We start from the raw sequence: 20215 nt of genomic DNA on the forward strand, positions 1-20215 counted from the left end.
TCGAAAACAGTCGTGGGAAAGCTACCTAGGGTAGCTTTCTGTATTTCTAGTCCATCGCGACTCCACGCAATACCATTTCAACAATAAACTGACGTGCATTATCAAACTCTTCGTCAGTTAACTGCCTGCCCTGTAATAAGCCTATCTCAGTATCAAAATCTGCATAGAACTGTGTCGCCCCCCAAATGAGATAGAGCAAATACATTGGCTGAACAGGCCTTATCAACCCTTGTTCAACCCAAGCCTGAATAACCGTCACCTTTTTTTCGGACCACTCAATCATTGGCAAATGAATATCATCGCCGATAACTGGTGCACCTTGGATGATTTCCATTGCAAAAATTTTTGATGCCTGGGGGTTTTCCCGGCTATAGCGCATTTTCTTGTTAATGTAATTGACTAACACTTCACCCGGAGGTTGGTTGACCGCGTTCTCAGCGAAGCCGTCATTCCACATTTTTACGATTTCTTGCAGTAGCGCTTTATACAGGCCATTTTTGGATTTGAAGTAATAGAGAATGTTTGCTTTTGGCAGAGCAACTTTATCAGCAATAGATTGAAGTGATGTCCCTCTGAAACCATGCTTGGCAAACTCTTTCGTTGCGGCTTGTAAAATCAAAGCTTGATTACGTTGCCTTATTTCGCCACCACTCGCCTCTACTACCACTTTACTTGTCTCCATTTCAGCCTCGTCCTTGAAGGTGCTTCTCGTCACTTAGTAAACCTTTCTGATAACTCACCTGTCAACCAATAACAAATACTCAACCAGATGCACACTAAACGTGCAACTGCACCACGGCGGCTCATAACGCTTATAAAATTTGAAGCAAATATATACGCCAGCCCTGACATTACCATTCCTGAACAAATGGTCAGCTTTTTGCATTGCCCCTATTAAGGACCTAGATAAAATAATAAGGAAAGTAATGACCACCTACCCTTTAGAGCTCAGTGAGCAACAACTTGCCAGTATTTGCAGCAGTCAATTCTGGTGCGCAAAGATGAAGCGAATGGGACCATTTAAGCACTACTCAGATTTCATCAAAGCCAGTGAATATGCCTTCGATGCCATGACGTCAGCTGACTGGCTAGAAGCTTTTTCGGGTCACCCGATGATTGGCAACCTCGAATCATTGCAAGAGAAATACAGCCAAGGTAAATCACTTAGTAAAAAGGAGCAGCAACAGGTTCACTCAGCATCACCTGAAACTTTGCTCAATCTGCATCAAATCAATCAAGCCTATTTGGAAAAGTTCGGATTTATTTTCATCGTGTTTGCTACAGGTAAAACCGCAGATGAAATGCTTGGTCTTATCAAAACCCGATTTCATCGAACCACTCAGCAAGAGTTAAAAACCGCAGCAGAAGAACAAATCAAAATAAGCAAACGACGCATGGAGGCATTTCTATGAAAACACTCAGTTGCCATATCCTCGATACGAGCCGAGGTATTCCGGCCCCTAGTATTCCGGTGGCTCTATACCAAAAAGATGCCCTAACTCCTGTTAGCCAACAGGTTACCGATAGTGATGGCCGGGCGCGATTTGAAGAAGTTGTTCTCGATGAGGGTACATACACTTTAGTGTTTGATACTCACACATATTGTACCCAGCACTTCGGAGAAGCGTTTTTTCCTGAGGTCTGTGTGAAGTTTTACGTTGCCGATGACAGGCACTACCACATCCCCTTATTACTCTCACCCTATTCCTATAGCACTTACCGGGGTAGTTAAGCCTGACAAAACACTACGAAAACATAACAAATACAACATAAGTAAAGTCTAAGAAAAAGCATAAGGAAATGAATCTATGTGGCCACAACTCTATGAGTGGTTATCACTCTTTATTAAATGGTTTCATGTGATCTGCGGGATCGCATGGATTGGAGCCAGCTTCTATTTCACCTGGCTCGACAACAGTTTACAAACTCCGCCGGAATGGAAGAAAAAGAAAGGAATCAAAGGAGATCTTTGGGCAGTGCATGGCGGTGGGTTTTATGAAGTCGCCAAATATCAATCGGCTCCAGAAAAGATGCCAGAACAACTCCATTGGTTCAAATGGGAAGCCTACACAACATGGATTACCGGTACGCTGTTACTGTTTTGGATGTACTACCTCAATGCTGGTGCTTACCTTATTGATCCAAGAGTAATGATACTCAGTCCAACCGAAACCATTGCCATCGGTATCGGAGGGATCTTGCTCGGCGTTGCCGCTTACGAGGCGCTACTGCGTTCATCGCTAAGTCAGAACCGCGCTCTGTTCTTGCCTATTCTGCTCATTCTTGGAACGCTATTTTTCTATGGCTTCTGCCAGTCTTTCAGTGGTCGCGGTGCTTATATCCATATGGGAGCCCTTATCGGCTCTATCATGGCGGCGAATGTATTCTTCAAAATCATTCCCGGACAACGAAAAATGGTTCATCAAGTTGCATCAGGTGTTCCCGTCGATCCTAAACCGGGACTTGAAGGCAAAAGGCGCTCCATTCACAACAATTACTTTACGCTGCCAATTGTGTTCCTGATGATCAGTAATCATTACCCAATGGCTTACCAGCATCCTCTTAACTGGGCGGTAGGTATGGCAATTTTGCTCATTAGCGCCTATATCCGCCATTACTTCAACCTAAAGCACAGTGGGCAGCACAAGCCTATTGTGCTGGGAACAGGTGCTACAGCTATGTTAGCCCTCGCGATCGTGATTAGTCTGCCACAAAGTTTCTTGTCAATTAGCTCAGCGAGCCTAACAGCAGCCGTGACACCTACTGAAGAATACGAGCCTCTGAATCAAAGCCAGCATGCCGCCATGGCAATTATCGAACAACGCTGCAGTAGCTGTCATAACTCAGCCCCTACTGATGACATATTTAAGGTCGCTCCACTCGGCGCTGTCTTTGACAACTGGCAGGATATCGAGCGATGGCGTGAACGGATCTTGATAAGAACCGTTGATACGGCTGACATGCCCTTTCTCAATAAAACCACAATGACCGATGAGGAGCGCGTGCAGCTCAATAATTTGCTCAGGAACAACAGCGACAGCTAACAAAAAAGTCAAATTCAGCAGAGAAAAGGAAGTCATTATGAATAACAGCAGTGAGAGCCAAACTGATCTCATCTACCAATTGGAAGATAGGCCAGCCCCAGGAAAGGCATTCTATGCCGGCTTGCAGCACGTACTGGCCAGTTTTGTCGGTATTATCACACCAACATTAATCATCGGTAGTGTGTTAGGGCTGGGCCAGCACATCCCTTACCTGATCAGCATGGCGTTGATTGTGTCGGGTATTGGTACCTTCATCCAAGCCAGAAGACTTGGCCCTATTGGCGCGGGCATGATATGTGTTCAAGGCACAAGCTTTGCCTTTCTAGGTTCGATCCTCGCCGGGGGACTGGCGGTTAAGGCCAACGGGGGTTCACCAGAACAGATTCTTTCGATGATTTTTGGCGTATGCTTTATCGGTGCCTTCATTGAAATCATCATTTCCCAATTTCTGAGCAAACTCAAACGTATTATTACCCCAATTGTCACAGGTATTGTGGTGACGACGATTGGGGTATCGCTCATCAAGGTCGGAATGACGGATCTTGCCGGCGGGGTGAATGCATCGAACTTAGGCAGTTGGCAGAACCTGCTGGTCGGTGGCGTAGTTTTGAGTACGGTGATTTTATTGAACCGCTCTTCGCATTTAATGGTTAGGCTATCAGCCATTCTTGTCGGTATGACGACAGGGTACTTCCTTGCTTCAAGCATGGGGATGATATCTATCGGTAATGCCTTTGAGCAACCGCTATTGAGCATTCCTGTTCCCTTCAAATTCGGTTTTGATTTTGATTGGGCGATCTTTATCCCTATTGCTGTGATCTATACCATTACAGCAATCGAATCAGCTGGTGATATCACAGCAAATTGTTTGGTAACCAAGCAACCTGTAGAAGGCCAGGGGTACCTAAACCGCCTAAAAGCAGGGATATTAGGTGATGGCGTGAACTCTATGCTGGCTGCAGTATTCAATACTTTTCCCAATACGACTTTTAGCCAAAATAATAGTGTGATTCAGCTTACTGGAATCGCAAGCCGTTATGTGGGTTATTACATAGCAGTTATTCTTGTTGTCTTGGGTTTATTTCCCATCATTGGAGCCATTCTCACCACTATTCCAAAACCGGTTATTGGCGGGGCAACACTGGTAATGTTCGGAACCGTCACAGCTGCCGGTATCAAAATTATCGCCCGAGAGAATCTAGACAGGCGTAACCTTATGATTATGGCTGTCTCTTTTGGCATGGGACTTGGCGTAATGATGGTGCCAGAGGTGGTATCTGACATGCCTAAGATTTTACAAAGTGTGTTTAGCTCCCCTGTCACCACCAGTGGCCTAGTTGCTATCTTCATGACTTTAGCCATGACGACAACAAAGCAAAACAAGCAATCAAAAAATGCCACCGCGCCTAAAACAGCCGCCAAATTAAAACAAAACCTTGAACAAGGATAATTAAACGCTTACTCCCTCTTTAGGCGGGCATAACCATGCCCGCTACTCTCAATATTCTACCTACCTCAATGGAAAACTCACTGTTATGCGACATTTGAAGTATCGCAAAAAGGAATGAAGTGATATAAAAGAACGACCGTACTTTTTTGTGCTATCTGATAGGGAATTCCAATGACTGACCAGACACCATCTGCAAACGTGGCCATTGCAAACGTAAACAGCGAGAACAAGTCCGCTCTCAGTAGCCCTTATTCCCTTCAAAACGGCATCAAGATCAAAAACCGTCTGTTCAAGTCTGCCATGAGTGAGCAGCTTGGTGACGCTGACCATAATCCTAAACCAGGTTTGGTGACGCTTTATCAGTGCTGGGCGCATGGCGGGGTTGGTTTGGCGATGACCGGGAACATCATGATTGACCGTAATGCACTGGGCGAGCCAAAGAATGTCGTGCTTGACGATGAGAGTGATCTCACCATTTTCAAAAAATGGGCAGAGGCCGGAAAACAGAATGGGTCACAAATTTGGCCGCAGCTTAATCACCCGGGTAAACAAATCCCGAATTTCCTTTGTAAAGAGCCTGTCGCACCCTCAGCAATATCATTATCTAGAGGGCTGGAAAAAGGGTTCAATACCCCAAGAGCCTTAACCGAAGAAGAAATTCTTTCTATCATCGCTAAATTTGCCACCAGTGCAAAACTGGCAAAGGACGTGGGTTTTACCGGGGTACAAATTCACGGCGCACACGGTTACCTGGTTAGCCAATTCCTATCTCCAAGGCACAACCAACGTGATGACCAATGGGGCGGTAGCCTTGAGAACCGAATGCGCTTTGTCTTGTCGATATATCACGCCATCCGTGAACAAGTTGGGCAGCACTTCCCTATCGGCATTAAGCTCAACAGTGCTGATTTTATGAAAGGCGGCTTTAGCGAAGAAGACTCTATGCAAGTAGTCCAAGCTTTGGCGGATGCCGGTATAGATTTAATTGAGATATCTGGTGGCACCTACGAAAGCCCTTCAATGATGAGTGGCAAGAAAGCCAAGGAGAGCACCATTCAGCGTGAGGCCTATTTCTTGGATTATATGGAAAAGGTTCGTAACCTTGTCTCAACTCCCTTGGTCGTTACCGGCGGTTTCCGCAGCGCCCCTGCCATGGCAGAGGCCCTGGAAAGCGGAGCAACTGACTTTATCGGTTTAGCCAGGACAACAGCTGTAGATGCAAACTTCCCTAATAAGTTGTTAGCCGATAGTCATTACAGCATGCCATTAACTAATCCAACAACGGGCAACAAAGCCATGGATCAATTGGGAATGCTGAGCATTACTTGGTATGAACAACAACTTTGGCGCATGGCTAAAGGGCTCGACCCAAAACCTAACTTAAGTGCTTGGGGAGTGGTATTTAAAACCCTTGCCAGTGCAGGAATATACGCTTTCAGAAAGCGCAGAGCGTAAACCCAATTCTATTTGTTGCGGTACTCAGTTGCAGTGCCGCAACATCTTGATTTATGCCCTATCCCTTTGCTATAAACCTACTGCTTCACCAGCCTCCCCCCCATTGGGCAATAGACGAACGTTCAAATACTATGACCTCAGATCAGCCAGAACAAAAGCAAACAACTTATAAAAAACCTGATAACTCTCGCAAGGCGTATTCGAGACAAACAGGCTCGCATGAAGATGGGCAAAAAAAAGCCGGCCCTAAACCTGCCCAAAAGGTCGAAGATGTTTTTGAATACGCAATTTGGTGGCTGAACCAACGCGGGTACTCCGTCGTAAAGCTAAAAGAGAAGCTTACTCGTAAAACCACCAACAACGAGTGGGTAAAAGAAGTCATTAACCGCTTGCTAGAGCTGGGATACCTTAACGATCAACGCTACGCTGAAACCTATGTCAATTCCCGCTGTCGCTCTTATGGCCCTGCAGTGCTAGCGCAAAAGCTCAAACTACAAGGCGTCGCACAAGCCGATATTGATAATGCATTATTATCGATTGATGAGTCCGAGCAAGATGTACTGATCACCCGTGTTATCAATAAATACGCAGGGAAAAAGAGTGCAAGAGACATCAGCTTGCGTCTTCAGCAACAAGGGGTCAGCGCGTCTAGAATACAAGCTATATTGTCACAATCCCTAGATAGCGAGCATGAGCAGCAACTGGCTGAGCGACTCATTGCTAAGCACGAGAAGAAAATGGGAACAACAGGGCTTATTCAAAAATTACGCAGCGAAGGGATCAGCCAAGAGTGTATCGATCAAGTTCTGCTCATTGAAACAGAACAAGATGGTGTTAGCGATGACCAACGCAAAGCATTGGAATTTTTGAACAAAAAATATAAATCCCCTATTACTGACTTTGCCGACAAGAAAAAAGCCACTGCATTCTTGGTTCGAAAAGGCTTCAGCTTCACTGACGCCAACTATGCCCTCGAACATCACTTAGAATAGACATTGCTTAATACAGATCAGGGAGCAAAACGCTGTTTTGCTCCCTGTAACTTAATAATTATCTTAGTTAGAGGAAAAAGAGCTGCTCTTGGGTGACGCCCTTATCACCAAACGAGATCAATCCCGCTCCTACTACTTCGCCAACTTGCCACTTGCACCACGCTTTACTGCCATCGACCATGACCTCTGTAATATCCATCTTATCGCCATGTTCCCTGAGCCCAGTAATATAGGCTTGCAGATCTTCTCTGGTGTGGACAATGCCATTTTGATCTAACAGCTTGTAGTCAGACGTGACATTTTCCGCAATCACACTAGCATCTAAATGGGTGAAGCCGCTCGCGTAACCACCCAGCTTATCTTGCGCTGACATACTCCTATCCTCTCTCGGTCAAGGAAGAGCTAGAACTAACTAGCAGTATAGTACTTAGCCCTATTCCAACCGTAACCCTAAAGGCGAATTTTAGAGGATATCAACGTAAATTTATGCCTGCAGGTATTGCCCAAGAGAGATAAAGAACGGCACGCCCAATAAAATATTAAATGGGAACGTAATACCCAAAGCAGCGGTTATCGACATACCCGCATTGGCTTCCGGCAAGCTTTCTTTCATCGCGGCAGGCACTGCAATATAGGAGGCACTCGCACCTAAAATAGCCATCACCGCTATTCCTCCAGCGCTAAAACCAAGCATCAATCCCAGCCCAGTCCCTGCGATACCGCCAATCATCGGCATCAAAATCGCAAAGCTCACCAAGAACAGGCTGTTCTTTTTGAGTGCCGCTAGCTGCTCCCCTGCAACCAGACCCATCCGCAACAAAAACAGTGCTAATACCCCCGAGAACAACTCAATGAAAAACGGCGATAGCTTCTGCACACTCTGACCACCGATATAGCTAATCAACAGGCTACCGACCATAAGCAAGATACTCTGGTTGGCCACCAGCTCTTTTTTGATAAATTCGACATTGATAAGTTTTATACTGCCTTTTGCCAGAACCAAACCCACCAAGATAGCCGGCATTTCAAGCAAAACCACAAACAGTGGGAAATAAGCCTCATAGTTAATGTTGCTGGCCTCAAGCAACGCAACTGCAACTGCATAAGTCGCCACACTGACAGAACCATAGTGGGCAGCTATTGCGCCAGCATTGATTCGGTCTAGCTGACCAAAATACCGCAGTAAGGGGTAGGCAATAAGCGGCAGCAATAAACCAAACGCAATAACGGCAGCGGACATGGTAATTAGGCCCGGGTCGACATGCTTCTGCAGGGCGATACCTCCCTTGAGACCAATCGCCACCATTAGAAACAGGCTGAGGGTTTTATACAAGCTATCAGGGAAAGTAACCTTAGCCCCCAATAGCTGACACACAATTCCCAGGACAAAAAAAGCGACAACAGCATCCATAAGTTACTGCTTCCCCGAACCGTGAACAGACAGAGATTGGGCTTGTAATACTTGGTCAGGTATTACTTCCGCTTCTTTTCTATCTCGTTTTTCACCGGATTTGACGGCGGAGAACACGGTAAATCCAGCCAAACCTACCGCTAAGACAGCAAAACCTGGTAATCCTTGGCCAAGCGTTGCACTCAAGCTGTAAAACAAGACCAGCATCGCGCTGGTTAGCATAGGCAAGGCGTAATTTCTTATCTTCATTGTGACCTCCATCGAAATTGAGGAAATCTTACCCTTAATGATAAATAGATAAAAATAGATAATAGCTATATTATGATTAGATAAAAATCTAATCGTAATTATTGGAGGATCACATGTCGTCCAGGCTCCATGCCCATATCGGGACTTTCCGCCAATTGGAAACTCTGTTGGCTGTCTTTGAAGAAGGGAGCATTAAATCAGCCTCTGAAGCCTTGTTCCTAACCCAGCCTACCGTGTCTATGCAGTTGAAAAAGCTATCAGAAGCCATTGGGTTGCCGCTGTACCAGCAAGTGGGTAGAAAGCTGAAATTCACCGATGCTGGGCTGGCGACAGTAGCAACGGCGAAGAAAATCCTGCAAAACTGTGAAGAGCTGGATATGCAACTTTCTAGCCTAAGGGGGCTTAAATCGGGAACCTTAAGGCTAGCCTGTGTCACGACGGCTAAGTACTTTATTCCCCATTTGCTGGGTCCCTTCTGCGAGCATTACCCGGGTATTGATATCCAATTTACCATCGCCAACCGACAGCAGATCATCGACCGACTGGAGCAAGGCTTGGATGACTTCTATGTGTTCAGTCATTTGCCCGAAGGGCTCGATCTCGATGTAATAGAGTTTATGTCCAATGATCTGGTCGCTATTGCCGAGGCCAATCACCCTCTGGCAAACCAGCCCTCAGTATCATTAGAAGAGTTCTGCCAACAAGATTTCCTTATCAGGGAGCAAGGCTCAGGCACCCGCTACGCCATCGAAGGGTTTTTCAATGATCATCAACACAAACCCAACATCAAAATGACTATCGCCAGCAATGAAGCCATCATTCATTCGGTCCTGTCACGACTTGGTGTTTCAATCCTGTCGGCCCATACACTCGCCTTTGGTGAGATTTATGGTGTGAAAACACTCAATGTCGAAGGATTGCCGATCCAATCTAAGTGGTCCTTTTCATGGACAAAAGCCGAGAGCTTATCCCCTATCGCTCAGGTGTTTCTCAGCTACGTGGAAACAGAAGGCAGAGACGTGATGCGAAAGGCTGTTCAGTTTTAATCTAAATCGATGCCCATGTTCCACCTCAATCGGCATAAAACGCACAACGACAATGGAAGATCTTTCTCTTACTTCTGAGCCTGCAACCTTGGTCAATTGGGGCTAGGCTTAACCCTAAAATGGTAGGAAGAAGCAACAGAGAGTCTCCAATGCTGCATCAACTTATCCTGATTTTAATGGGCCCTATTTTTTGGGTGCAAGGCAAGTATGTCCGAAAATCTATTCCGTGCCTCGGTGAAGCGGAAGGGCCTCGTCAGGGCCGAAGTGGACAAGGTAAACAACCATTAAGAGTCTTACTACTTGGCGACTCCGCCGCAGCCGGTGTTGGAGCCAAATGCCAGTCACAAGCTCTATCTGGCCAGCTTATTTCAGCATTGGAAAAGCAATTTAAAGTTGAATGGCAACTTATCGCTAAAACGGGATTTACCACCAAACAGGTCCTCCAGTCAGCCATGTTACATCCCAAACAGATGTATGATGTCGTGGTGATCTCAGCAGGTGTTAATGACGTGACCAAACCGACCAGTGCGGCTAAGTGGCTCAAACACCAACAGAAACTTACCAATACACTACGAAGCCATTTCTCTTGCCAACACATCATTCTCAATGAAATTCCGCCTATGGAGGTCTTTCCGTCCCTCCCCCATCCATTACGTTGGTATTTAGGCAGCAAGGCCAAGGCTTTCAACCGGAAACTAGCAAAATGGGTAGATACTCAGCCAGATTGTGAACTGGTCAACATAGGGGGACCACTTGATGTTGTCCATATGGCCGTTGATGGTTTCCACCCCGGCCCACAAATTTACCAGCAATGGGGGCAAGCGGTGGCAAAACTCATTGAGGCACGGTGGTCCTCTCAACGATAAAAACCATTGCTGCTAGTTATTAATATTATTGTTTTTAGTGAGTTTTATTATTTCTTCGTATCTACACACCTAAGTTTCATCAAAAATCTAAAGAACTTTACTTACCAGCCTCAATTATTTAATTGTTATTCATTTAATCAGTATCACCTAAACATTATCAACATATGACTAGTTATAATCGCCACTTCTTGCAATCGCATATCATTCATCACGTCTTCGACTAAAAAATTCAAATAACATTTATAACATTTATAACATTACTTGAGAGCAGAGCCTTGCACGTTCTAAAAAGGTAAAAACCAATCATACAAAGTCGTTAACACAACTTTGCGAAGTTGTCTCACACCCCAAAAAACACAACCTTCGTGTTGTTTTTAGGTTAAACAACAAGTTTTTTAACATCATATGTTTAGTAACCTTATGGGATTTGTTGCCACTTAGTTTAAGTGCAAAAAAACAAAATATGTAATAACTTTTGATTCTCAACAAAGTCGATTCACCTCACATTTTATATTTTAACCATCGTTAATATCTCATCCCGAAAAATAACCAATCAGGTAGAAACCTATGAGTAATCGCTCGCCTATAAAAATAGTTGCAATATCAACTATTATCGCAATGGCTGTTATATTCATTGCGCAAGTTGTTATTGGAACAAAAAATATTTCATTCGGGGAAATAAACATTGCCATCCTGCCAATGCTGTTTGCCGTAACGATCGGGATGATCATTTCTTTAAATCCAGTACGTAATAAAATTAGTGCATGGGGTAAGATCTTCACTGAAGAAGAAGAATCCTTCGCCTCTAAAATGGTTGGCTTCTGCTTGCTTGTGCTAGGAACTCAGTACGCAGGTATGATCATTCCAAACATCGACATCATCTTAGATGCCGGTATCCCTCTTATCTTCCAAGAGCTTGGTAACCTGTTGCCAATTCTGGTTGCAATTCCGTTAGCCGTGAAATTTGGCATGGGCCGTGAAGCAATCGGCGCATGTTCATCAATTAGTCGTGAACCTTCTATCGCTGTAATCCAAGGCAAATACGGTACCGGTACCAAAGAGTACATCGGCGTTCTAGCGATTTACCTATGTGGTTCGGTGATCGGTACCCTTTGGTTCAGTGTACTGGGTAGTGTTGGTCCTTTAACGGGTATTCACCCACTAGCACTTGCTGCCGGTACTGGTGTAGGCAGTGGCTCAATGCTAAGTGCAGCATCTGGTGCTTTGGTTAGCAATCTTAACCCAGAGATGGCTCAGCAAGCTCTTAGTATTGCTGCTGCATCTAACCTGCTTTCATCTGTGCTAGGTGCACTATCGCTTACATTTATCGGTATTCCACTTGCCGAATTCGTTTACAAAATTTGCCAGAAGAAAGAGGTGCAAGATGCAGTCGGTGCTTAATGATATGAAGTTTGTGTTCTTGGCACTGTTGCTTGCCATGTTCACACAAACCCTGACCACGGGTATCAATTTCTTCAATATGTGGGATAGCTTTATCGCGATGTCAATTGTGGTATTCCTATCTCTGGTAGCCAAAAACTACATCAAGTCACCACTACCGACTTTTGCCTACGCGACCATTATCGGTATTTTGATTTGTTTACCTGAAACGGCCATTAGAACCTTCTTCCTCGATTCAATCGGCAAAGTACAGTTCCTATCTTGTACTGTACCTCTTCTTGCCTTCGCAGGTCTGTCTGTCGGTGGCAAGATGGAAGAACTGAAAAAGCTGTCTTGGAAAGTGATTGTATTGTTCCTAGTGGTTTCAACTAGCTGTTTCCTAGGCGCATCTTTGATTGCACAAATTGGCTTCTCAATGAAAGGGATTATCTAATGCTGTCTCGTTTTAATATCGACAATAAGCTTCTTGAGCTAACCACTTTCAGCATCACGGCTCGCCAAGATTTACATCAAATCCCTGAGCTGTCTGGCGAAGAATACAAGACATCCGCTTACTGCCAGAACATCATGAATGAGTGTGGCTACGCTATCACAACTTACGATGGCTATACCGGCTTTATCGCTGATTTGATTGTTGATGATTCATTCAAGATGGTTGCCTTCCGTGCTGATATGGACGCACTGGAGATGGATGACCTGACCGACAACGAACATACCTCACAGCATGCAGGTCGTGCCCACAACTGTGGCCACGATGTCCATATGGCAACGCTGCTGACTGCAGCAAAATACCTGTCAGCTTACAAGGATGAACTAAAGCACAACGTGCGCTTCATCTTCCAGATGGCAGAAGAAGACATGCGTGTTGATGGCGCAAACAAGATGGTCGAGCTTGGCTGTATGAATGGCGTGAACGAAGTCTATGCACTGCACAACGATGCAGCGCTCGAATGTGGCTTCGTTAGCATCAATAACGGTATTATGTCTTCGTACGGTAGCGCCTGGACCTTGGACATCGAAGGTAAATCTGCCCATGGCTCTACACCTCACAAAGGGCTGGATGCAATCCGCGAAGGTGTACGCATTGTCGAAGACATGGACTACATCGTCGCCAAGCAGACCAACCCGTTCTCGCCTGCGGTATTTGTCTGCGGCATGTTCAACGGCGGTACAGTGCCAAATGCGGTTGCGGCTAATGTACAAGCCCGCGGGACAATCCGCTCGATGGACAGTGAAACTGATGAAGTGCTGCGCGGCAGCTTCGAGTCCATCGTTGCCCAGAGCAAGCTCCGTGGCTTCAATACTTCTATGACTTACTGCGGTTACCCTGCCATTATCAACCACCCAGAAGCCTACCAGCGTGTGGTTGAAGCAGCGGGTGATGCCGTACCTGCTGATATGATGAACGTCAATGGCTCACCAATGACCGGCAGTGAAGATTTCAGCTACATGGTTAACGCAACAGAAGACAAGCGCGGTGCGTTCTTCTTCTTGGGCTCGGGTAATAAAGAGAAAGGGATCTGTAACTACCTTCACTCTAACCCATACTATGTTGACGAGCATGCTCCTTTGGTAGGCGCACAAATCTTCATTAATATCGCAACACGTTAATCACTGCGATAACAAAGCGTTAGTCTAAGGTCTGGCATTTCGGTGCCAGGCCTTTCTTTTGTCCGCTTTTTACCAGCCAATTTTATAACGCAAAGCCAATAGCCAATAGCCAATAGCCAATAGCCAATAGCCAAGCTTTGACCCACCTAACAGCTTTCTACCTTTAATCCCGCTACACTCCGCGCCAATTATTCCTATAGCACATATTCAACGTGTAAAGTTATGGCAACTATTAAAGATGTCGCCCAATTGGCAGGCGTATCCACTGCGACGGTATCACGCGTTATCAACCGCTCGGCCTATGTAGAGCCCGTTACCTTAGAGCGGGTTGAAAAAGCCATTAAGAACTTGAACTACCAACGTGACGCCAGAGCCACCGCCCTTGCTAGCCGATCCAATAATACTCTTGGCCTACTGACCGGTAACCTTGCAGATCCATTCTTTGCCCTTATCGCCAAGCATGTTGAAGAAGTGGCGCGACAGCATGGCTGCCAGTTGGTCGTGGTCAGTGGCGGCCACAATGCTCAGAGGGAAAAAGAGGGGCTGGATTTTCTCATCAGCCAAGGCTGCGAAGCCATGGTCGTGCACTCCAAAATGCTCGACGATAGTACCTTGCTGAGATACAGCGCCCAGTTACCAGCCATGGTATTGCTTAACCGCACTATCCCACAAATAGCCAATCGCTCGGTGTGGGTCGATAACCGCAAGGGGGCGGCTGAATCTGTCAGTTACCTGATTGCCCAAGGCCACCGCAAGATAGCCTGTGTCACCAGTGATCTTCCGATTGAAGATAGGACAGACCGACTCGAAGGTTATCGTGATGCCATGCAACAAGCGAACTTGGCGATAGAGCCAAACTGGATCATCAACCAGAACTTCAGCGAGCATGGTGGTGAATTGGCTGGTGAGCAGTTGCTTACCCAGTGTCCCGAAGTGACCGCTGTCGTCACTTTCAACGATGTCATGGCAGCTGGCCTAATGGCAAGCCTGCACTCTCATGGCTTGAATGTCCCTGGCGACATATCGATAGTAGGTTTTGACGATGTTTTGCTGGCCCGTTATCTCTACCCTCGCCTGTCGACCATGCACAACCCGATTGACGAGATGTCCGCCCATGCAGCCAAGCTTGCCCTCAAGCTCAAAGCCAGTGGTTTGAACCCGCCTAGCGATCACCAGTTTCAAGCGACTTTAATCGAGAGACAAACCGTTGCAAGGCCCAGAAAGCCCCTTTTAAGCAAAAAAATGTGACGAAACTCATATGTACATACGCCATGTAAGCGCTTACATGAAACCAGCACCTAGCTCTCATTTTGTATCTGGGTGCCCCCTTAACATTGTGTCATTGAAACAAACCTGTACTGACTCAAAGAGGACAACACAATGACAAATACAAAGCCTCTGCCATCACTTCCGCTGGCGATAGCCCCTATCGCGGTAATGTTTGGCTTACTGGCAATTGGTTACGGCATGCTTGGACTGCGTATCGAACCACTACTATTAGTTTCAGCTGCGTTTACCGGCTTTATCGCTTATCGCATGGGTTACAACTGGGATGACATCATGGGAGCTATCGTTGAGAAGCTCGCCAAAGCCATGCCGGTTATCCTCATTCTGGTCTCGGTCGGTGGCTTGATAGCCAGCTGGATGATCAGCGGTACTATCCCCTACATGGTCTACTGGGGCCTGAAAGTCATTAGCCCTGAATACATCTTGATTGCCGCCTTCTTTGTCACCAGTGTCGTGTCGGTGTGTACCGGTACATCTTGGGGCTCGGCAGGTACAGTCGGAGTGGCGCTAATGGGTGTTGCTGCGGGCTTGGATGTTTCCCTTGCCGCAGCAGCGGGTGCTGTGGTTTCCGGTGCTTACTTCGGTGATAAAATCTCGCCTCTTTCCGATTCAACCAACTTCGCACCTGTTGTGTCTGGCACCACCCTTTATGAGCACATCCAGCACATGCTCTACACGACCTTGCCAGGCTTTGTGATCGCTTCTATCGTCTTTTTCTTTGCTGGTCAGCACGGTGATATCGCCGGTGTTGCTGAGCCACAAAAAGTGGTCGAGATCCTAGCTGGCCTTGAAAGCCTTTATAACCTAAACATCCTGCTTGTTATCCCACCAGCAATGATCCTTTGGGGCGCATTGACTAAGAAGCCGGTGATCCCTCTAATGCTGACTGCTTCGGCAATTGCACTTGGTCTGGGTATGGTATTCCAAGGTTTCAGCCTACAGCAGGGTTTCCAAGCTTATGTCGATGGTTTCAACATCAGCATGTTCAGCGCCAACGGCCACGCAATCGACACCATCATTCCTGATGTTTCAAAGCTGCTTAATCGCGGTGGCTTGTTCTCGATGATGAGCACTATCCTGTTGGTCTTCTGTGCCTTTGCCTTCGCGGGGATCCTTAGCCTTACAGGCGCACTCAATGTCGTACTTGGACACTTCCTGCACCTTATCCACACAACAGGCCAGTTAATCCTGTCGACCGTGATCGCGACTATCACCGTTGTGTTCACCACTTCCGATGGCAAGCTGGCACTGCTTATCCCGGGTGAACTGTTCCAAAACGCCTACCGCAAAATGGGGCTAGATACCAAGAACCTATCCCGTACCATCGAAGATGCCGGCACCATTATTGAACCACTAGTCCCTTGGACTGCAGCAGGTGTATACATGGCCGGTACCCTTGGCGTATCCACTCTCGATTACCTCCCTTGGGCTATCCAATGTTACACCGGCGTGATTTTCGCCATTATCTACGGCTTCACTGGCTTCGGTATTGCCAAAGCGCCAGTTACTCAATTAACAGAGCCAGCATCAGAACAACAAGCAACAAACCCTTCGGCAGTTGCTGAAGCGAAATAAGGTAACACCATGACACTATCTTTCGACCAGGTTCATGACCGCCGCTCAACCGGCTCTCTAAAATGGGATTTCATGACCGAAAAGCTGGGGCTTGATTCTGAAGAGCGCCTACCTATGTGGGTATCGGATTACGACTTCCAAGCACCACCAGCGGTGCTGGAAGCACTCAACCAACGGATCGAGCATGGCATCTTTGGTTATGCCGAGCGTAACAACGAGTATTACCAAGCGATCATCAATTGGTATCAGCAGCAACATGGGATCAATATCGATCATAACTGGATCACAACAGTACACGGTGTCCTACCCGGCCTATCAATGTTGATCCAGATGTTGACCGAAACTGGCGACAAGGTGGTCATGCAGACTCCGGGCTACGGCTCATTCCGCAAGATCACCGAACTCAATGATCGTGAAATCGTTGCTAACCCTCTGGTTAACGACAATGGTGACTACCGGATGGATCTTACCCACCTTAAGCAGTGCTTTGCACAAGGCTGCAAGGTGATGATCTTCTGTAACCCGCACAACCCTGTGGGTAAAGCCTGGTCGCAAGAAGAGATTCTGGCACTGGCCGAATTATGTGAACGCTACCAAGTGTGGCTGCTCAGTGATGAAATCTGGGGCGATTTGGCAATGCCGGGCCATCAATACCATTCGGCACTGGCACTACCGGAAAATTTGAAGAAACGCCTTGTGGTTGCCACTGCTGCAAGTAAGACATTTGGCCTGTCGTCATTGCGGATCTCTAACTTCATGATCCCAAACAGTGAACTGAAAGCGGCCTTTATCCGTCGCCTTGATGCCCATGGTATGGATGTCTACAACAGCTTGGCAATGTGTGCAGCGACTACTGCTTACCAGTCATCTGGTGATTGGCTAAATGCGTTGAAGCTCTATCTGCAAGGCAACATCGACACCCTAGCGACTTTCATTGAAAAGGAGCTACCTCAACTGCACTTCCAGCCACCACAAGCTGGATACCTTGCTTGGGTAAATTGCCGCGAGTTAGGGCTTGAAGATGCTGTTCTGGAGCAAAAGTTGGTTGAAGCCGGCATTGTGCCAAGTATGGGAATTGCCTTCGGAACTGAAGGTTCAGGCTATATCCGCTTAAATCTAGGTTGTCCGCGCGAAACTCTGCTTGAGGCTTGCAGGAGGTTAAAAGCGGCTTTGGCTTTGTAAGTCATTTCAAAGCGACTACTCAGCCCTAGCATGTAGCAGCTACACCTAAAAGGATCTGATTGAATCAGATCCTTTTTTCTTAGCATGAGAAAAACCTTACTTGCTCAAGAACACCTGCGAAATGTATTAGAGATAGCCGAATCGCTATTGACCATTCTGTTTATCAGTGCGATACCTCTCAGAAATAACCTCGAGGATAAAGTAGCATCAAACAACATATCATCAGGTATCAGTAAAACATCTGAGAAATTGAAACTGAGAAACATAAATGCAAAAAGTTAATGATTTTGATATTAAATTGCTCCACCTCTTTATTACCATTGTCGAATCAGGCGGCTTTTCTGCAGCTCAATTTAAACTAAACATGCACCAGTCTACCATCAGTACTCGGATGAATGACTTGGAAACACGACTCGGCATGACCTTGTGCCATCGTGGCCGAAGAGGATTTAGACTCACCAGTGACGGTCAAAAGGTTTATCAGTACAGCAAGGAGCTTTTTAAAGATATCGCCCATTTCGAAAGACGGCTAGATAGTATTAGAAATGTCTCACATGGTCATATCCACTTTGCCCTCACCGATAATCTAGCAACCAACCCACGATGCAAAATCCAACAGGCTATCCGCCGCTTTTGCAATGGTTACCCAAAAGTCACCATAGATACCGATATCCGTGACTCTTACCAAATTGAGATGATGCTGCTAGAGGGTAAAATTGAGCTGGGGATCACCTCATCAGAAATGCCTAAAGATGGCCTAAACTACACTTTTTTGTTTAATGAAAAACAATGCTTATATTGCTCGGCTGAGCACCCAATCCTGAACCTCACTCGAGAGGTTCAGGTAGAGGATTTGCTCCAATACCCGATTGTTGAGCGTGGCTTAGCGCACAAAATCACTCCGCTTAGCGAGAAGAAAGATATAATGCACCTTGCCAGCAGTACAAATATGGAGGCAACGGCACACCTGATTTTGTCAGGTAATTTTGTTGGGTACCTTCCAGACCACTACGCCTATATCTGGGAACAGCGCGGTGAAATGGTCAAAGTCAACGCTCCTTCTCTTGAATACCTTGCTGATTTCCACCTAACCACTCTGGATTCAAAAGAGCAATCTCTGGCTGCAACTCAGCTTATGAATGCCGTTGTCAGCGTTCATCATAATCAAGATAAAGACTTAGTCACAGCCTAACACTTTATTATTTATAATTTACCTCCGGGATAAAAATCCTTATCCCGAAGGTTTTATTTCATTCTTTCCAATACATCTAATTTTCGCAAAGTAACCATATTAACCTCACTATTTATTATCCCTCCCAAAAAGCGCTAAATATTTACAGATAAGAACATACCCACCTGATTAGCAAGTCACATAGCCTTTTAATTTATTGAGGTGGGTTTATTACTAAGGTAAATCAATGAGCGTTTATCCATGCATTAATATTCGATTAGATACAATCATCCATAATACTCAAAATATGGTTACGACATGCAAAAACCACGGCGTTACCCCTGCAGGTGTCACCAAGCTCGCCTGTGCCCACCCGGAAGTCGGACAGGCTATTATTAACGGTGGCATTCATCTGCTGGCTGATTCACGCATTGCCAACTTAAAAAAGCTCTACCAACTCGATGCCGAAAAAATGTTACTTCGATTGCCAGCAATCAGTGAAATAGATGATGTTGTCCGTTATGCAGACATCTCTCTTAATTCTGAACTGACAACCTTATACGCTCTCTCGAAAGAAGCCACTAACCAGCACCGAGTGCACCAAGTTATTCTTATGCATGATCTGGGCGATCTCCGCGAAGGAGCATTCTTTGAAGAAGAAACGCTAGCTCTTGCCCGCCATGCTATTGCGCTACCAGGCATCGAACTCGTTGGTTTAGGGACTAATCTTGCTTGTTATGGTGGTGTCGAACCCTGCACCGAAAACCAAGATGAATTGCTTTCAATTGCTGCAAAGATAGAAGCCGAAAACCAAATTAAGCTCAAATATGTTACCGGAGCCAGCTCAGCCGGGTTAAATATTATGCAGCGAGGAGAGCTCCCACAAGGAGTCAACCAATTAAGGCTGGGGGCATCCTTGTTAATGGGGATCGGGCTTAACGATGCTCCGGTTCCCAATACTCGCCAGGACACATTTGATCTTTCAGTAGAGATCATTGAGATAAAAGTGAAACCATCGTTACCTGCTAACTCCACAGCATTGGATGCCTTTGGCAATAAACCTCACTTTATCGACCGCGGGCTTCGTAAGCGTGCCATCTGTGCCATTGGTAAACAAGATGTCGATATCAATCAAATTATCCCGCAAGACAAACATATTATTGTTATCGGCGGCAGCAGTGATCACCTTATTCTGGATATCAATGACAGCGACATTAACTACCAGGTTGGCAGTTTGGTTACATTCAATCTTTCCTACAGTGGTGTTTTGCAATGTATGACTTCTGAATATGTTAACAAGCGATTTATCTAGTCTACCTACCTGAGCGGGCAATAAAGCCCGCCTTGCCCCTCTTAATATTCTCACTTCCTTATTATGGCTCTTCCTCTTTATTACGATATCCATCTTGAGCAACATTAATTGCAAACCACCATATAAATCATTTACTTTAATTTAGATTGTTTTCCTCTCTATA

Annotated in this window: 20 protein-coding genes; 16 read left to right on the forward strand and 4 right to left on the reverse strand. The window is 46.0% G+C overall.

Features of this window, described 5'->3' with window-relative positions:
* Positions 1-46: 46 nt before the first annotated feature.
* Positions 47-682, reverse strand: a complete 636-nt coding sequence (locus tag ACXAGQ_RS26575; protein ID WP_475258007.1) for a TetR family transcriptional regulator C-terminal domain-containing protein — start codon at positions 680-682, stop codon at positions 47-49.
* 244 nt (positions 683-926) lie between these two features.
* Between ACXAGQ_RS26575 and ACXAGQ_RS26580 the strand changes: the two genes are divergently transcribed.
* The 6 genes from ACXAGQ_RS26580 (at position 927) to ACXAGQ_RS26605 (ending at position 6941) form a co-directional block, all read left to right on the forward strand.
* Positions 927-1412 (forward strand): 2-oxo-4-hydroxy-4-carboxy-5-ureidoimidazoline decarboxylase, encoded by a 486-nt coding sequence (locus tag ACXAGQ_RS26580; protein ID WP_475258009.1) that lies wholly within the window; start codon positions 927-929, stop codon positions 1410-1412.
* A complete protein-coding gene (uraH, locus tag ACXAGQ_RS26585; protein WP_475258011.1) occupies positions 1409-1732 on the forward strand; it encodes a hydroxyisourate hydrolase in 324 nt (107 codons plus the stop codon). The genes ACXAGQ_RS26580 and uraH overlap by 4 nt, the downstream gene beginning before the upstream one ends.
* Before the next feature lie 76 nt (positions 1733-1808).
* Entirely contained in the window at positions 1809-3044 is a 1236-nt protein-coding gene (locus tag ACXAGQ_RS26590; RefSeq protein ID WP_475258013.1) for a urate hydroxylase PuuD, read from the forward strand.
* Positions 3045-3081: 37 nt separating this feature from the next.
* Positions 3082-4494, forward strand: coding sequence for a uracil-xanthine permease family protein (locus ACXAGQ_RS26595; protein WP_475258014.1), 1413 nt, complete (start codon positions 3082-3084; stop codon positions 4492-4494).
* A gap of 171 nt (positions 4495-4665) precedes the next feature.
* Positions 4666-5949, forward strand: a complete 1284-nt coding sequence (locus tag ACXAGQ_RS26600; protein WP_475258016.1) for an NADH:flavin oxidoreductase/NADH oxidase family protein — start codon at positions 4666-4668, stop codon at positions 5947-5949.
* 131 nt (positions 5950-6080) lie between these two features.
* Positions 6081-6941, forward strand: a complete 861-nt coding sequence (locus ACXAGQ_RS26605) for a RecX family transcriptional regulator (RefSeq protein ID WP_475258018.1) — start codon at positions 6081-6083, stop codon at positions 6939-6941.
* A 67-nt stretch (positions 6942-7008) separates the two neighbouring features.
* Here ACXAGQ_RS26605 and ACXAGQ_RS26610 read toward each other — a convergent pair whose 3' ends face one another.
* The 3 genes from ACXAGQ_RS26610 to ACXAGQ_RS26620 all read right to left on the reverse strand — a co-directional run bounded on the left by ACXAGQ_RS26610 (position 7009) and on the right by ACXAGQ_RS26620 (position 8601).
* A complete protein-coding gene (locus tag ACXAGQ_RS26610) occupies positions 7009-7314 on the reverse strand; it encodes a hypothetical protein (RefSeq protein ID WP_475258019.1) in 306 nt (101 codons plus the stop codon).
* A 111-nt stretch (positions 7315-7425) separates the two neighbouring features.
* Entirely contained in the window at positions 7426-8352 is a 927-nt protein-coding gene (locus ACXAGQ_RS26615; protein WP_475258021.1) for a sodium-dependent bicarbonate transport family permease, read from the reverse strand.
* A gap of 3 nt (positions 8353-8355) precedes the next feature.
* Positions 8356-8601 (reverse strand): hypothetical protein, encoded by a 246-nt coding sequence (locus ACXAGQ_RS26620; protein ID WP_475258022.1) that lies wholly within the window; start codon positions 8599-8601, stop codon positions 8356-8358.
* A gap of 113 nt (positions 8602-8714) precedes the next feature.
* Here ACXAGQ_RS26620 and ACXAGQ_RS26625 point away from each other — a divergent pair, with 113 nt between their 5' ends.
* The 10 genes from ACXAGQ_RS26625 to ACXAGQ_RS26670 all read left to right on the forward strand — a co-directional run bounded on the left by ACXAGQ_RS26625 (position 8715) and on the right by ACXAGQ_RS26670 (position 20052).
* Positions 8715-9647, forward strand: coding sequence for a LysR family transcriptional regulator (locus tag ACXAGQ_RS26625; protein ID WP_475258023.1), 933 nt, complete (start codon positions 8715-8717; stop codon positions 9645-9647).
* A 149-nt stretch (positions 9648-9796) separates the two neighbouring features.
* Positions 9797-10513 carry an SGNH/GDSL hydrolase family protein gene (locus ACXAGQ_RS26630; protein WP_475258024.1) on the forward strand — a complete coding sequence of 239 codons (717 nt, stop codon included), beginning with the start codon at positions 9797-9799 and terminating at the stop codon, positions 10511-10513.
* 567 nt (positions 10514-11080) lie between these two features.
* Positions 11081-11914: a DUF3100 domain-containing protein gene (locus tag ACXAGQ_RS26635; protein WP_475258026.1), complete on the forward strand. Its 834-nt coding sequence runs from the start codon at positions 11081-11083 to the stop codon at positions 11912-11914.
* On the forward strand, positions 11898-12347 hold the full coding sequence (locus ACXAGQ_RS26640; protein ID WP_107297873.1) for a hypothetical protein: 450 nt from the start codon (positions 11898-11900) through the stop codon (positions 12345-12347). Before ACXAGQ_RS26635 ends, ACXAGQ_RS26640 begins: the two co-directional genes overlap by 17 nt.
* Positions 12347-13525: a M20 metallopeptidase family protein gene (locus ACXAGQ_RS26645; RefSeq protein ID WP_475258028.1), complete on the forward strand. Its 1179-nt coding sequence runs from the start codon at positions 12347-12349 to the stop codon at positions 13523-13525. Before ACXAGQ_RS26640 ends, ACXAGQ_RS26645 begins: the two co-directional genes overlap by 1 nt.
* A gap of 222 nt (positions 13526-13747) precedes the next feature.
* Positions 13748-14773, forward strand: coding sequence for a LacI family DNA-binding transcriptional regulator (locus tag ACXAGQ_RS26650; protein WP_475258030.1), 1026 nt, complete (start codon positions 13748-13750; stop codon positions 14771-14773).
* 132 nt (positions 14774-14905) lie between these two features.
* Positions 14906-16387, forward strand: a complete 1482-nt coding sequence (gene nhaC, locus ACXAGQ_RS26655; protein WP_475258032.1) for a Na+/H+ antiporter NhaC — start codon at positions 14906-14908, stop codon at positions 16385-16387.
* A gap of 9 nt (positions 16388-16396) precedes the next feature.
* On the forward strand, positions 16397-17569 hold the full coding sequence (locus ACXAGQ_RS26660; RefSeq protein ID WP_475258033.1) for a MalY/PatB family protein: 1173 nt from the start codon (positions 16397-16399) through the stop codon (positions 17567-17569).
* 268 nt (positions 17570-17837) lie between these two features.
* Positions 17838-18761 (forward strand): LysR family transcriptional regulator, encoded by a 924-nt coding sequence (locus tag ACXAGQ_RS26665; RefSeq protein WP_475258035.1) that lies wholly within the window; start codon positions 17838-17840, stop codon positions 18759-18761.
* A gap of 226 nt (positions 18762-18987) precedes the next feature.
* Positions 18988-20052 (forward strand): alanine/ornithine racemase family PLP-dependent enzyme, encoded by a 1065-nt coding sequence (locus ACXAGQ_RS26670; protein WP_475258036.1) that lies wholly within the window; start codon positions 18988-18990, stop codon positions 20050-20052.
* The last annotated feature ends 163 nt before the right edge of the window (positions 20053-20215 follow it).

This window comes from Photobacterium sp. ABD4_091 (assembly GCF_056160145.1).

What these genes read in the sequence shown, in the direction of transcription:
- ACXAGQ_RS26575 (WP_475258007.1), bottom strand. Translation starts at nt 682, where the DNA reads ATGGAGACAAGTAAAGTGGTAGTAGAGGCGAGTGGTGGCGAAATAAGG.
- ACXAGQ_RS26580 (WP_475258009.1), top strand. Translation starts at nt 927, where the DNA reads ATGACCACCTACCCTTTAGAGCTCAGTGAGCAACAACTTGCCAGTATT.
- uraH (WP_475258011.1), top strand. Translation starts at nt 1,409, where the DNA reads ATGAAAACACTCAGTTGCCATATCCTCGATACGAGCCGAGGTATTCCG.
- ACXAGQ_RS26590 (WP_475258013.1), top strand. Translation starts at nt 1,809, where the DNA reads ATGTGGCCACAACTCTATGAGTGGTTATCACTCTTTATTAAATGGTTT.
- ACXAGQ_RS26595 (WP_475258014.1), top strand. Translation starts at nt 3,082, where the DNA reads ATGAATAACAGCAGTGAGAGCCAAACTGATCTCATCTACCAATTGGAA.
- ACXAGQ_RS26600 (WP_475258016.1), top strand. Translation starts at nt 4,666, where the DNA reads ATGACTGACCAGACACCATCTGCAAACGTGGCCATTGCAAACGTAAAC.
- ACXAGQ_RS26605 (WP_475258018.1), top strand. Translation starts at nt 6,081, where the DNA reads ATGACCTCAGATCAGCCAGAACAAAAGCAAACAACTTATAAAAAACCT.
- ACXAGQ_RS26610 (WP_475258019.1), bottom strand. Translation starts at nt 7,314, where the DNA reads ATGTCAGCGCAAGATAAGCTGGGTGGTTACGCGAGCGGCTTCACCCAT.
- ACXAGQ_RS26615 (WP_475258021.1), bottom strand. Translation starts at nt 8,352, where the DNA reads ATGGATGCTGTTGTCGCTTTTTTTGTCCTGGGAATTGTGTGTCAGCTA.
- ACXAGQ_RS26620 (WP_475258022.1), bottom strand. Translation starts at nt 8,601, where the DNA reads ATGAAGATAAGAAATTACGCCTTGCCTATGCTAACCAGCGCGATGCTG.
- ACXAGQ_RS26625 (WP_475258023.1), top strand. Translation starts at nt 8,715, where the DNA reads ATGTCGTCCAGGCTCCATGCCCATATCGGGACTTTCCGCCAATTGGAA.
- ACXAGQ_RS26630 (WP_475258024.1), top strand. Translation starts at nt 9,797, where the DNA reads ATGCTGCATCAACTTATCCTGATTTTAATGGGCCCTATTTTTTGGGTG.
- ACXAGQ_RS26635 (WP_475258026.1), top strand. Translation starts at nt 11,081, where the DNA reads ATGAGTAATCGCTCGCCTATAAAAATAGTTGCAATATCAACTATTATC.
- ACXAGQ_RS26640 (WP_107297873.1), top strand. Translation starts at nt 11,898, where the DNA reads ATGCAGTCGGTGCTTAATGATATGAAGTTTGTGTTCTTGGCACTGTTG.
- ACXAGQ_RS26645 (WP_475258028.1), top strand. Translation starts at nt 12,347, where the DNA reads ATGCTGTCTCGTTTTAATATCGACAATAAGCTTCTTGAGCTAACCACT.
- ACXAGQ_RS26650 (WP_475258030.1), top strand. Translation starts at nt 13,748, where the DNA reads ATGGCAACTATTAAAGATGTCGCCCAATTGGCAGGCGTATCCACTGCG.
- nhaC (WP_475258032.1), top strand. Translation starts at nt 14,906, where the DNA reads ATGACAAATACAAAGCCTCTGCCATCACTTCCGCTGGCGATAGCCCCT.
- ACXAGQ_RS26660 (WP_475258033.1), top strand. Translation starts at nt 16,397, where the DNA reads ATGACACTATCTTTCGACCAGGTTCATGACCGCCGCTCAACCGGCTCT.
- ACXAGQ_RS26665 (WP_475258035.1), top strand. Translation starts at nt 17,838, where the DNA reads ATGCAAAAAGTTAATGATTTTGATATTAAATTGCTCCACCTCTTTATT.
- ACXAGQ_RS26670 (WP_475258036.1), top strand. Translation starts at nt 18,988, where the DNA reads ATGAGCGTTTATCCATGCATTAATATTCGATTAGATACAATCATCCAT.